The organism is Vagococcus entomophilus (assembly GCF_003987595.1).
In the GTDB taxonomy this organism is placed as follows: domain Bacteria; phylum Bacillota; class Bacilli; order Lactobacillales; family Vagococcaceae; genus Vagococcus_E; species Vagococcus_E entomophilus.
Genome location: NZ_NGJZ01000001.1, coordinates 200,231 through 214,466 on the forward strand (window position 1 = coordinate 200,231; position 14,236 = coordinate 214,466).

Below are 14,236 nucleotides of genomic sequence, written 5' to 3' on the forward strand. Positions count from 1 at the left end.
AAGGGGAATTTTTATGAAAATGTTCAACAAAGCTAGCTTATCAGGCTTTTTTGGCTTATCAGATGATGAAGACTACGACAATAGTGTCTATGAAGAAGAAAATAAGTCAAGTTATGCCCAACCTGAAAAAAGTACTGTAAAAAAAGAAACTACTTATAGACAACCAACTGCGCCTTCATACGACTCCTATGAAGAACCTAGAAAGTCTCCAGCAAAAAAAGTGGTAGCAATGTCTTCACAACAAAACCGTGGAAGCCAAGCATCAAATCAAGCATCAGCTTCACAAGGTATTTCTAAAAAGGTAACAGTTTTAGAACCACGTACATATACAGAGGCAAAAAAAATTGCACAATGTGTATTTAGAAATGAAATTGTAATTGTGAATTTCCATTTAATTGAAGAATCCCAAGCTAGAAGAATCGTTGATTTTCTAACTGGAGCTGTTTTTGGCTTAGATGGAGATATTCAAAGAATTGGTGATGAAATGTTTTTATGCACCCCACCTAATATGGAGATTGATAGTACAGTTGCAAAAAGTTTATTAGGAACACAATTTGCAGAATACTAAAAAGGGATGTGAATTTATTTGATTGCACTTGCTTCTTTGATTGGTTATGCTGTTCGAATTTATTCGTTATGTTTAGTAGCCTATGCACTATTGTCTTGGTTACCTGGTGGCTATGACTCGCCAATTGGAAAATTTTTAAATAAGGTTTGTGAACCCTATTTAAGATTATTTGACCGGTTTAATTTGTCAATAGGGTCAATTGGCTTTAATATAATGGTTGGTCTATTTGTTTTAAATATTGTTGGTTCGCTGCTACAGAGGATTCTGTATGGTTTATAAGGATGAAAGGGTGTTTTCTTGATGAATGTGAATGTATATCAACATTTTCGTAAAGAAGAACACTCTTTTATTGATTTAGTCAAGGATTGGCAAGAGCAGGTAGAAATGCAATATGCACCTTATTTGACAGACTTTCTAGATCCTAGACAGGCTTATATTTTGGAGACTCTAATTCGACAAAATGGAGAATTAAAATTTAAGTTTTATGGAGGATATGAGCAAGCCGAGCGAAGAAGAGCGCTAATTTTTCCAGATTACTATATTCCTGAAAAGGAAGAATACAATATTAATCTTTATGAAATTATTTATCCAATAAAATTTGGAATGCTTTCTCATGGGAAAATTTTAGGAACTTTTTTGAGTACTGGTGTTAAAAGAGAGTCTTTAGGAGATATTATATCGGACGGAGAACGTTGGCAGATATACATCAAAGGTGAAATTGCAGAGTACTTCCATTTACAAATAAAAAAAATTGGGTCGCTTCCAGTTCGCTTAGAAAAAAGAAATTATACGGATATGATTGTGGCCAAAGATGAGTGGTCGCTTGAGCATACAACGGTTAGTTCTTTAAGACTTGATAATCTGATTTCAAATGTATACAATATATCTAGACAGCGTTCGAAGCAATTGATTGATTCTGGTAAGATAAAAATCAATTGGACAGAATGTACGCGCCCAGATTTTACCTTGGATTTATTGGATATTATTTCTGTTCGAGGTTTTGGTAGAATTCAATTAAAAGCAATTGAGGGCAAAACAAAAAAAGAGAAATACCGCTTATTGTTGGGAATTTTAAGAAAATAAATAATTGAGGTGAAGGAAAATGGCACTTAGTCCATTAGATATTAGAAATAAAACATTCAGTACAAAAATGAGAGGATTCAATCAAGATGAAGTAGATGATTTTTTAGATCAAGTAATTAACGATTATGAAGAAGTTATTCGTCAAAAACGTGAGATTGAAAAATCACTAAAGCATTCAGAAGAAAAACTAACCTATTTCAATGAGTTAAAGGATGCTCTTAATCAATCGATTATTGTTGCACAAGATACAGCCGACAAGTTAAAAGAAAATGCTACAAAGGAATCAACCATTATTATTACGACTGCAGAGGCTGAAGCAAAAGATATTTTAACCAAAGCTAGAGAAGAAGCAAAACGCACAGTTGAAGAAGCAAATGCTTCTGCTCATAAGGTTGTGACGGAGTCTACAGCCCATGCGCAACAATTAGCTTCTGAAACGGATGATTTGAAGAAGAAAACGAGAACATTCCATCGTAATTTGACAATGTTACTTGAAAATCAGCTTGATATGGTTAAAAGTGAAGAATGGGATGAATTATTGAAACCATTTTCTACTTATGTAAGTGACGATCATAAAATGGTCAAAGAAGTTTTGACAAAAGAGCTTGACAAAGAAAATGAAAATCATGTAGAATCAAGTCAAGTTATTGAAGAAACAGAAGTTGTAGCGGAACCAGACTTAGATGCAACAGCTACTTTTATTCTTCCAACTGATAACAACGATTCTAAATAGTAAACTAGAGCATGAAACAGAAAAATAAGGTAGATTCTTTAAGCGAGCCAATAGGATGGTGAGAGATTGGCAAGACCCTCAGCTTTATTAGATCATTCATGAAAAAAAGGATTGCTGAAGAAGAAGTAAGCAATCACGTATGACTTACGTTACAAGTTTTAGAGGGAAATAATAATGATTATTTCTGAATTTGGGTGGTAACGCGAGCACTTCGCCCCTTCGTAATGAAGGAGTGAAGTGCTTTTTGATATAGATAGAAGGGAAAGAAAGCTAATGAAAATGAAAGAAACACTTGAGCTAGGAAAAACTGCTTTTCCAATGCGTGGGAATTTACCTGTTCGTGAAGTAGAATGGCAAAAAGAATGGGAAGAAAATCAAGTTTATCAACAACGCCAAAAATTAAATGAAGGCAAACCAACTTTTGTCTTACATGATGGACCTCCCTATGCGAATGGAAATATTCATTTGGGTCATGCACTTAATAAAATCAGTAAAGATATCATCGTACGCTATAAGTCGATGACTGGTTTTCGTTCGCCGTATGTTCCTGGTTGGGATACACATGGATTGCCAATTGAACAAGCTCTTACGAATAAAGGCGTAAAGCGCAAAGAAATGACAATGGCTGAATATCGTAAAAAATGTGCCGAGTATGCAATGGTTCAAGTAAATACACAGCGTGAAGATTTCAAGCGATTAGGTATTGGTGGGGAGTGGGATACTCCTTATATCACATTGCAACCAGAATACGAAGCCGCTCAAATTCGTGTGTTTGGCAAGATGGCAGAAAAAGGGTATATTTACAAAGGCTTGAAACCTGTTTATTGGTCACCTTCAAGTGAATCGTCTTTGGCCGAAGCGGAAATTGAGTACAAAGATGTAAAATCTGCCTCTATCTACGTGGCTTTCAAAGTAAAAGATGGGAAAGATAAGCTGCCAGAGGATGCCTCTTTTGTTATTTGGACGACAACACCGTGGACGTTGCCTTCAAACTTAGGAATCTCTGTTCATCCTGACTATGACTATGTTTTGGTTGAAACTATGGGTAAAAAGTTTGTTGTTGCAAAAGAACTGTTAGAAAAAGTAAGTCAAGAGCTTGACTGGAAAGAAACCAATGTTTTAAAAACCTTAAAAGGTCAAGAGCTAGAATATATGACGGCACAACATCCTTTCTATGATCGGGAATCTTTGGTTATGGTAGGGGATCATGTAACGCTTGATGCCGGAACAGGTCTCGTTCATACTGCTCCAGGGCACGGGGAAGATGACTATTATGTAGGGAAAAAATATCATTTAGAAGTGTTATCTCCAATCGACAATAAGGGCTGCTATACAGAGGAAGCGCCTGGGTTTGAAGGCGTTTTTTATGACAAAGCCAATCCAATGGTTACAGAAATTTTGGAAGAAAAAGGCGCATTGCTTAAATTAGAATTCTTTACACATAGCTACCCTCATGACTGGCGTACAAAAAAACCAGTAATTTATCGTGCAACCCCACAGTGGTTTGCTTCTATTGACAAATTTAGAAAAGAAATTCTTGATGAAGTTGAAAAGGTTGAGTGGGTTATTCCTTGGGGAAAAACACGCTTATACAATATGATTCGCGATCGTGGCGATTGGGTTATTTCTCGTCAGCGTGCATGGGGCGTGCCACTTCCAATTTTCTATGCAGAAAATGGTGAAGCAATTATCACCCCTGAAACCATTGAGCATGTTGCAAACTTATTTGCAGAAAATGGCTCGAATGTTTGGTTTGAAAAAGAAGCAAAAGAGCTATTACCAGAAGGTTTTACACATCCAGGAAGTCCGAATGGAACCTTTACGAAAGAAAAAGATATTATGGATGTATGGTTTGATTCAGGCTCTTCACACGAAGCAGTGTTACGTGGACGTGAAAATTTAACTTTCCCAGCAGATTTGTATCTTGAAGGATCAGATCAGTATCGTGGTTGGTTCAACTCAAGTATCACGACAAGTGTTGCCATCAATGGAGTGTCTCCTTATAAATCTGTCCTTTCACAAGGCTTTACTCTTGATCCACAAGGAAGAAAACAAAGTAAATCACTTGGCAATACGATTGAGCCAAATAAAGTAACCAAACAAATGGGGGCAGATATTCTACGTCTTTGGGTGGCCAGTGTTGATTATGAGTCAGATGTTCGGGTAGACATGGGCACGCTAAACCAAATTTCAGAAGTATATCGTAAAATCAGAAATACGCTAAGATTCTTATTAGCCAATACAAGTGATTTTGATCCAAAAGTCAATAGTGTTTCTTATGAAGAACTCCGCTCTGTAGATAAATATATGATGATTCGTTTGAATCAAACGATAAAAGCTATTCGAGAAAAAGGCTACGATAAGTACTCTTTCTCTACGGTTTATAAAGAAGTTGTCCATTTTGTAACGGCTGATTTATCTGCATTTTATCTTGATTTTGCTAAAGATGTTGTCTACATCGAAGCCGAAAATGATCCAGCTCGTCGTTGTATGCAAACCGTGTTCTATGAATGTTTAGTTGCGCTAACAAAACTTCTAACACCAATCTTGCTTCATACCTCAGAAGAAGTTTGGGGTTATTTAAAAGAGGAAGAACAATATGTTCAACTTACTGAAATTCCTGGTTATCAAGAATTTGCCAATCAATCTGAATTATTAGATATGTGGAAGGCATTCATGGACTTGCGTGATAATGCGCTGAAGGCATTGGAAGAAGCCAGAAATGCTAAGTTGATTGGAAAGTCATTTGAGGCTAAGTTGACCGTCTACCCAAATGAACAAATCAACATACTGATTGATTCATTAGATGCAGATCTTGCCCAACTATTTATCGTATCTGATTTAGAAGTGAAAGCTGTTGGTGAAAAAGTAGATGAGCATGCACTAGTATTTGATGATGTTTCGATTCTTGTCGAAAAAGCAGAAGGTCAAACCTGTGCCCGTTGTCGTAAGGTAACAAAAGATGTGGGAACAAATGCTCTATTTCCAACGCTTTGTGGTCATTGCGCCGATGTAGTAGCTAAAAACTATCCAGAAGCTTTAACACAAGGGATTGAATAAGCATTGAATTGAACAAATCATAGCATAAAAAAAGTAATGAGATATTTGAAGAGATAACTGAAGAGCATATTTGTTTGATAGAAAATTTTAAGCACAAAGAAGCCACCTCCGTGAATGAGTCAAGCGGAGGTGGCTTCTTTTGGTTGGTTTATAGTGTAAATCAAGTCTCTTTGGTCTTTAACTTGTAGAGCAGAAGAGATAGTTAATTTTTATGATAGTTTATGATTATCACGGTACCATTCATCTGGTTTCCAAATCCAGTCAAAGCCATCATTTTTTAGTAAGTCAAACGCACATTTTGGTCCCATTGTTGCGCTTGGATAAGTCGGAATAGGGTCAGAATCCTTATCCCATGCACGACGAATGACATCAACAATACGCCAAGATTGCGCAACTTCATCCCAATGAGTAAAGTTTGTTCCATCGCCATTCAAGCAATCAAGAATCAGCTTTTCATAAGCTTCTGGACTGTTCCCCATGGTTTCAGAAGAATGGCGAAAGTCTAATTTTACAGGATGTAAATTAAATCCTTGACCGACTTCTTTCCCATTTAGCGAAAGAGAGAAGCCTTCTGTTGGTTGGATGTAGATCGTTAGAACATTAGATTGAATTGTTTCAGCATCTGGAGCTTTTTGATCTTGCTCTCTAAATACATTCACTGGAACTGGTTTAAATACAATGCTAATTCGTGTTCCTTTTTCTGTTAAACGTTTCCCAGTCCGTACATAAAAAGGTACCCCCTCCCAGCGAAAATTGTCGATATGAAATTTACCAGCAACGAATGTTTCAATCTGGGAATCTTCATGGACATTATGCTCTTCCTTATAGCTGATAAATTTTTGAGAATCAAGCTGACCTTCACGGTATTGTCCACGTACAAAATTCTGTCTTGCTTCTTCTTCTGTATATATGCGAATAGCATTGAGGGCTTTGACTTTTTCAGCTAAAATGGCCTCTTGTGAAAAGACGCTAGGCTCGTCCATTGCGAGCAGTGAAACGACTTGTAGCACATGATTTTGAATCATATCTTTCAAAGCTCCACTTTTTTCGTAGTAGCCCCCACGTTCTTCAACTCCAATGCTTTCAGCAAAAGTGATCTGCACATTGTCAATATAGTTTTTATTCCAAAGTGCTTCAAAGATGGTGTTTCCAAAACGAATGGCAGAAATATTTTGTACCATTTCTTTGCCTAAATAATGATCAATTCGGTAAATTTGTTCTTCGTTAAAAGCCTCACGAATTTCTTTGTTTAATTTTTCTGCAGAATAAAAATCGTTACCAAAAGGTTTTTCAATAATCAGGCGGTTAAAACCTGTTTCTGTCACAATCTCTTGGGAAGCTAAATGACTAGTAATGGTACCAAAAAACTGAGGAGCCATAGCCAAATAAAAAATACGGTTTCCTTGTAATTGATAGTCCTCGTCGAGCTTGTCTGCTAATGTTTTGAGAGTATCATAATGTTCAGTATCTGTTACATTATGGGCTTGATAATAAAAATGCCCACAAAATTCTGCTAGTTCTTTTTCGGTTGGGTCGAGATCTACGAGCGTTTCTTTGACAATCTCACGATAATACTCGTCGGTCCAATCGCGTCTAGCAGTACCAATAATTGCAAAGTGCTTTTTTAAATTCCCTTTTCTAAATAAACGAAAAAGAGAAGGATAAAGTTTTCTTTTGGCTAAATCACCCGTTCCACCAAAAATAGTAAATAAAGCAATGTTTTCTTTGGTCATGGACTTTCACTCGCTTTCTTATATGATTTTCAACTGACGAGATGTTACATATTGATGGAACATCACTATTTGTCATGTTAAAAGAATGTTAGACAATAGGGGTAACAAAAATGTTATTGGCAGCTTTAAAACTGACGTGGAGCGATTTTTGATCCGATTTTTTTAAGGTAATCGGCCCTTCATAAACGGAAATATGTTCAATGGTTACAATATCATGAATGTTCAATTCAATGGATACTAAGTAATCTAATAGCTCTTTTTCGTCCAATACTCGCTCAATCCGAACTTTTGTATTTTCGGGATAATCGGCTAATGTTTGAAGTGTTCTTTCAAAAATAGGTTGGTTCTTACGAGGAATGACTCCGCCATGTGGACAAAATTCAGGGGTGTTTAAATAAGTTTCTAAACGACTAGTTAATTCTTCCGAGGTCACGTGTTCTAAAACTTCGGCCTCTTCGTGTACAGTATTCCACGAGTATCCCAGATGCTCTACTAGAAAAACTTCCCATAACCGATGTTTTCTAACTAGACTACTTGCTTGTTGTAATCCTGCTTTAGTAAGTTGAACACCTTGGTAAGGGGAATGTTTGACAAAGCCGCCTTTTTCTAATTTGCTAATCATCTCACTCACAGAAGCCGCTGAAACCTGTAAACCTGAAACTATTTGTTTGTTATTTATTTTATTTTTATCGCCACCAAGTTCGAAAATAAGCTTTAGATAATCTTCTTTATTGGGTGTCATGAGTCGACCTCTCTTTCATTAACATCTTACCAAAAAATGGTAAATACTCCAACTCCTAGTTTAGCAAATTATCACGATAATTACCATGGCTATTGGTTCTGGATGAAAGAATAATCGCTTAGAGCCATTTTTGGATTAATAGTCAGAAGATTCCGAATTCGTTTTCGGATTTTTATAAAAAATGGTAAAGACCTATTGCTATATCGTTAGTAAACAGGTAATATTAGAAAAATGAGAAAATTCTAATTTTAAAAATAGGAGGGAAAATATGAGTAAAAAGCAAATTCTTGAAGCAAAAAAAATGTATTCACCTGCTTTTGAAAAAGATGCTTGTGGAATGGGGTTTGTCACACAGATTGATGGAGTTGCTTCTCACAGATTGGTGGATCAAGCACTGACTGTTTTGGAGCGAATGAATCATCGTGGTGGGACTGGAGCAGAACCAGATACAGGAGATGGCGCGGGGATTTTGATGGCACTACCAGATACATTTTTTCAAAAAAAAGCGAACCAACAGAAACATTCACTTCCAGAAAAAGGAAATTATGCTGTGGGAATGTTTTTTTTACCATACGAACCTTCCCGTAAAAAAAGAATGATCAAAGAGTTAAAAACGGAAATCAAAATGCAAGGATACCGAGTTTTGTGGATACGGGAGGTACCATTTGCTGCAGAACATTGTGGTCCTTCTGCTCAAAAGAAAATGCCGAGTTTTGTTCAATTTTTTATTGAGAAACCTGTTGATATTGACTGTGGTCGTATGTTTGAAAATGTGCTCTTTCATTTGAGACGTCATATTGAAAAGACATTCTCTCCCAAAGAATTGACTGTGGTCAGTTTGTCTTCTCAAACGGTCATTTATAAAGGTATGCTTCATGCATATCAAGTGCGGTTATTTTTTCCAGACTTACAAGACAAAACAATGGAAACTTCTATAGCACTCGTTCATTCTAGATTTTCGACCAATACGTTTCCAAGTTGGGACAGAGCTCAACCGTTTCGTTTCTTAGCACACAATGGTGAAATCAATACTCTTCGCGGAGCAGAAAATTGGATGAGGAGCCACCATGTAGAAATTTATAACGAAGACAACTCTGATTCTGCCAAATTAGAAAACTGTATGGAATACTTATACTTACATGGACGAGATATTCCACAAGCGCTAATGATGATGATTCCAGAAGCATGGTCTAAAGAAGCAAAATTACCGGATGAAGTGGCTAGTTTTTACGAGTATACTGCTAATTTTATGACGCCATGGGATGGACCTGCAGCTCTTTGCTTTACAGATGGCATCCAAGTGGGCGCAACGCTAGATAGAAATGGATTGCGTCCATCCAGATATTCATTGACCAAAGATCATCTACTTGTAGTTGCTTCAGAAGCTGGTGTCATTGATTTAAGTCCTTCCTCAATCATTGAAAAAGGGGTACTAGGACCAGGAAATATGATTTTGGTTGATACAAGCAAAGGAACTTTTTTGCGAAATGATGAGATCAAACATTATTATGCTACGCAGCATCCGTATCGTAATTGGCTCAATCAGGGTCAACTAACGTTAGACAAACTAAAGGAGCAAAATTCTGTCACGCCGCTTAGCTCGAAAGAACTAAGAAAAACTTGGAAATTATATGGGTATACCGATGAAGTAATCCGTACGTTAATTTTACCAATGGCTGAAAAAGGTGAAGAACCAGTTATTTCCATGGGCTATGATTCACCTCTTGCGGTATTAAGCAATCAGCCACAGACTTTATTTACTTATTTTAAACAACAATTTGCACAGGTGACCAATCCACCTATAGATGCAATTCGTGAACGTTTAGTGATTGGTACAGAAATGTTTTTAGGAAGAGATGGGGACTTAAAAAAAGATTTTGCTGGCAATTGTCGTAAATTAAAAATCGAAACACCGGTTCTTTCTACGAATGATTTTGAAAAAATTTGTGCACTAAAAAATAGTGAGCAGCAGACAAAAACTCTTTCGATACTGTATCCCTATGATTTAAATGATTCCGAACGTTTGCAGCACGCACTCGAGAGATTGTTTAAAGATGCCGAGCATGAAATTGATCAGGGTGCGAGTATTTTAATTCTAAGTGATCGACATAGTACTGAAAATGATCTTTCAATCCCAATCTTACTCGCAGTATCTGGCTTGCATCACTACTTGATTACAAAAGGGAAAAGAAGCTTGGTATCTCTGGTTGCAGATACTGCTGAGGTTTGCGAGGTTCATCACTTTGCCTTGTTGTTAGGATACGGCGTCAGCGCTATCTATCCTTATGGAGTGTATGAAACATTAAAAGATTACCACTTAGAAACAAAGCAAGAAAACTACCGGAAAGCGGCAGAAAAAGGTATTGTCAAAGTCATGTCACGAATGGGGATTTCTACCATTGCGGGTTATCACAGTGCCCAACTTTTTGAACCAGTAGGTCTTTCAGAAGAAGTGGTTCAAAATTATTTTACTGGAACAAGTAGTCGGATTGGCGGGTTAACTCTTGCGCAAATTGAAAAAGAGTATTTAAAACACCACGACTTTGCTTATGGAAAACAGCAAAAGGATGCACTGCCTTCTGGGGGAAGCTATCAATACAAAACGGATGGAGAACACCATTTATACAATCCAAATACGATTTATAATTTTCAAAAAGCGGTTCGTTCAGGGGACTATCAACTATACAAGCAATATGTCGCTCAAATGAATAAAGAAGCTGACGAACAGCCGACAACTCTTCGTTCACTATGGGAGCTCAAAAGTAAGCAGCCTGCTATCGCACTGTCAGAGGTTGAACCGGCAAAAGAAATCGTGAAACGATTTAAAGTTGGCGCGATGAGTTTTGGCTCGCTTAGCCAAGAAGCGCATGAATGTTTAGCAGAAGCGATGAATTCGATTGGGGCAAAGAGCAACTGTGGAGAAGGTGGAGAAAATCGACTACGCTTTCGCTTGAGAAAAGGCGGAAGAAACCTTAATAGTAAAATTAAGCAAGTTGCATCCGCACGATTTGGTGTGAATACCGAATATTTAATGAGCGCAGAAGAAATCCAAATTAAAATGGCTCAAGGTGCTAAACCAGGCGAAGGTGGTCAGCTGCCAGGAAACAAAGTTTTTCCGTGGGTAGCATCTATTCGTGGAGCTACACCAGGAGTTCGATTGATTTCACCACCACCGCACCATGATATTTATTCGATTGAGGACTTAGCCCAACTCATTTATGATTTGAAGATGGTCAATCCTTATGCCAAGATTAGTGTCAAACTAGCAGCTAGTACTGGCGTTGGAACGATTGCTACCGGTGTAGTGAAAGCTGGTGCCGACAAAGTAGTTATTTGTGGTTATGACGGGGGGACCGGAGCTTCACCTAAAAACTCTGTTCGCGATGCAGGACTTCCCTGGGAGATGGGCTTAGCAGAAGCACATCAGACGTTATCTATTAACAATTTACGACAAAGAATGACTTTAGAAACAGACGGAAAGCTAATGACAGGTCGTGACATTGCCATTGCAGCTTTACTTGGTGCCGAAGAATATAGCTTTGCCTCATTAGCTCTAGTCTCTATTGGTTGCGTTATGATGCGTGTATGTAGTTTAAATACGTGTCCAGTAGGAATAGCTACTCAAAATCCTGGACTAAGAAAGTTCTTTGCAGGAAAGCCTGAACATGTTGTCAATACTATGTTCTTTTTAGCAGAAGATTTACGGGAAATCATGGCAGAGTTAGGGTATCGTACGATTGATGAAATGATTGGACATACCGAAAGCCTTTGTCCCAAATTTATTGCCAAAGGAAAAGCAAAATCATTAGATTTTTCAAGGATTTTAGGAACAACTTTAGGCATTGAAAGAAAAGTAGAGAATCCTTTTATCAAACAAAAGCAATGGGAAGAGCTAGATGCTTTTGCTGAGCAAGCGATTCAGTCCAGTGACTCGCTGTGCATTGAACAAAAAATTTCAAATGTTGAACGGTCAGTTGGTGCGCGGATGGGAGGTTGGATTGCAGAGCGTTTTGGCAATGATAAAATTCCTTCTGGGAAAATTTGTTATCAGTATCAAGGTGTAGCAGGACAAAGTTTTGGCGCTTTTATTACGCAAGGTATGGAGCTCAAGCTTACAGGAGAGGCAAATGATTACGTTGGCAAAGGTCTAAGTGGAGGACGTTTGATCGTGGTGCCACCAGAAGATGCAGCCTATGAAACAGAATCAGCGCCAATTGTTGGCAATGTTGTTTGTTTTGGTGCTAGTGCAGGTGAAGGCTATTTTAATGGTCGAGCTGGTGAACGTTTTTGTGTACGGAATAGTGGTGCAAGAGTTGTCGTAGAAGGTATTGGAGATCATGGCTGTGAATATATGACCGGGGGAGTGGCCGTGATTTTGGGCACAACAGGTCGAAACTTTGCAGCTGGAATGTCTGGTGGAGTTGCTTATGTATATGATCCAGATCAAAAATTTGATGAAAAGTGTAATAAAGAGATGGTCGATATTTTCCCGATAAATACACAAGGAGACGACAGTATTTTAAAAGAAATGCTTGAAAATCACGTTCACTTTACCCACTCCAAAGTTGCACAACAAATTTTAGCTGATTGGGAAAAAGAACAAGAGTATTTTGTTAAAGTGTACCCGACTGAATATCGTCAAATGTTAGAAGTGACAGAAACATTATCAGAAAAAGGTTTTGAGGGGGAGGAGCTTTTAGAAGCGGCTTTCAATCAAGTGATGAATCCACAAAAAGAAACGCCAAATCCCCCCAATAAAAAAATAAAAGTAAAGGAGTGTGAGTAAGATGGCAGATCCGTTTGGTTATTTAAAATATAAGCGAAAAGATAACCCTTACCGTCCAGTAGACGAGCGAATTCGAGACTGGAAAGAACTCCAGACTCCTTTAGAAGTAGGACAGCGGCAAGAACAAGCTGCAAGATGTATGAATTGTGGTATTCCGTTTTGTCACTCGGGAAATTTTTTCGGCGGCAAACGAGCAGTTTCTGGTTGCCCTAATGACAACTTAATTCCTGAGTGGAATGACTTAATTTACCGTGGAGAGTTTAAAAAAGCTTGGGAACGGTTGAGTCGAACCAATCCTTTACCTGAAATGACAGGAAGAGTTTGTCCTGCTCCTTGTGAAAAATCATGCACAGAAGCTTTAAATGGAGAAGGAGTAGCTATCCATGATAATGAACGGTTCATTATCGATTATGCTTTTGAAAAAGATTGGGTTAAAGGAACGGGAATGCCAGCGAGCAAACGAACTGGATACAAGGTGGCGATTGTAGGGAGTGGACCAGCAGGATTATCAGCAGCGTGGCGTCTCAATCAATTAGGGCATAGTGTAACCGTTTATGAACGCTCCGATCGTTTGGGTGGTTTACTGATGTACGGGATTCCCAATATGAAGCTAGACAAGTCTGTTGTCCAACGAAGGATTAAGGTCATGCAAGAAGTTGGGATTTGTTTTGAAATAAATTGTGAAATTGGGAAAACAATTGAGGCCGCAACTTTACGTCAACAGTTTGATCGAGTGATTTTATGTACGGGAGCCAGTGTCCCAAGAGATTTAGAAATACCAGGACGGCAACTTTCGGGCATTCGCTTTGCTGTGGATTACTTGACTGAAACGACTAAGCACGTATTAGCGTATGGAAATGAACAAACAAATAATTTTCTTGCTGGAAAACATGTAGTGGTTATTGGAGGTGGGGATACCGGAAACGATTGTATTGCTTCTGTGATTCGACAAGGTTGTGCTTCTGTGAAACAATTAGAGATAAACCCCGAGTCACCACTTAAAAGAAATGCCGATAATCCTTGGCCTGAGTATCCGATGACGAGTCGGGTTGGATATGGTCAAGAAGAGGCTGGAATGTATCAAACCGAAAAACTAAATTACTATCAAACCTCTACTACGGCTTTCTTAGGTTCAGAGCAAGGGCAGTTGGTTGGAATTCAGACTGTAAAAGTGGATGAGCATTTTCAGACAATCAAAGGGTCAGAAGCGGTACTAAGAGCAGATGTTGTTCTTCTTGCAATGGGATTTGTAGGACCAGAAAACCAGTTACTCAATCAATTTGGGGTAACAGAAGTTTTTGATGATTATTCTACAAATGATGAAAAAATTTATCTTGCAGGGGATGCAAGGAGGGGGCCAAGCTTAGTTATTTGGGCGATTCGTGAAGGAAGAAAAGCAGCAGAAGTTTGTGATGTTAGCTTACGGTCTTTTGTTTCACAAAAATAATGGGGACATCGAATGTGACGCTACACTAAATAGTGAAGTAGTTGAGACAGAAATGCTTATACTCCTGCCATTTATCCCAATACT

Annotated in this window: 9 protein-coding genes; 7 read left to right on the plus strand and 2 right to left on the minus strand. The window is 38.1% G+C overall.

Annotated features, from left to right (window positions below):
• The first annotated feature begins 13 nt into the window (after positions 1-13).
• The 5 genes from CBF30_RS00935 to ileS all read left to right on the plus strand — a co-directional run bounded on the left by CBF30_RS00935 (position 14) and on the right by ileS (position 5,444).
• Positions 14-568, plus strand: a complete 555-nt coding sequence (locus CBF30_RS00935) for a cell division protein SepF (protein WP_126821840.1) — start codon at positions 14-16, stop codon at positions 566-568.
• A gap of 18 nt (positions 569-586) precedes the next feature.
• Positions 587-847, plus strand: a complete 261-nt coding sequence (locus tag CBF30_RS00940; RefSeq protein ID WP_245974983.1) for a YggT family protein — start codon at positions 587-589, stop codon at positions 845-847.
• Between the two features lie 21 nt (positions 848-868).
• On the plus strand, positions 869-1,651 hold the full coding sequence (locus CBF30_RS00945) for a YlmH family RNA-binding protein (protein ID WP_126821842.1): 783 nt from the start codon (positions 869-871) through the stop codon (positions 1,649-1,651).
• A gap of 19 nt (positions 1,652-1,670) precedes the next feature.
• The gene (locus CBF30_RS00950; protein ID WP_126821844.1) at positions 1,671-2,384 is read left to right on the plus strand and encodes a DivIVA domain-containing protein; all 714 of its coding nucleotides are present in this window, start codon (positions 1,671-1,673) and stop codon (positions 2,382-2,384) included.
• Positions 2,385-2,657: 273 nt separating this feature from the next.
• A complete protein-coding gene (gene ileS / locus CBF30_RS00955) occupies positions 2,658-5,444 on the plus strand; it encodes an isoleucine--tRNA ligase (protein ID WP_126821849.1) in 2,787 nt (928 codons plus the stop codon).
• 209 nt (positions 5,445-5,653) lie between these two features.
• On the opposite strand, the gene zwf is transcribed toward ileS, so the two are convergent.
• Both zwf and efaR read right to left on the minus strand, forming a co-directional pair.
• On the minus strand, positions 5,654-7,177 hold the full coding sequence (zwf, locus tag CBF30_RS00960; RefSeq protein ID WP_126821851.1) for a glucose-6-phosphate dehydrogenase: 1,524 nt from the start codon (positions 7,175-7,177) through the stop codon (positions 5,654-5,656).
• Positions 7,178-7,265: 88 nt separating this feature from the next.
• Positions 7,266-7,919, minus strand: a complete 654-nt coding sequence (gene efaR, locus CBF30_RS00965; protein ID WP_126821853.1) for a transcriptional regulator EfaR — start codon at positions 7,917-7,919, stop codon at positions 7,266-7,268.
• A 268-nt stretch (positions 7,920-8,187) separates the two neighbouring features.
• On the opposite strand from efaR, the gene gltB reads away from it, so the two are divergent.
• Positions 8,188-12,705, plus strand: coding sequence for a glutamate synthase large subunit (gene gltB, locus CBF30_RS00970; protein WP_126821855.1), 4,518 nt, complete (start codon positions 8,188-8,190; stop codon positions 12,703-12,705).
• Between the two features lies 1 nt (position 12,706).
• Positions 12,707-14,152: a glutamate synthase subunit beta gene (locus CBF30_RS00975; RefSeq protein ID WP_126821857.1), complete on the plus strand. Its 1,446-nt coding sequence runs from the start codon at positions 12,707-12,709 to the stop codon at positions 14,150-14,152.
• Positions 14,153-14,236 lie beyond the last annotated feature (84 nt).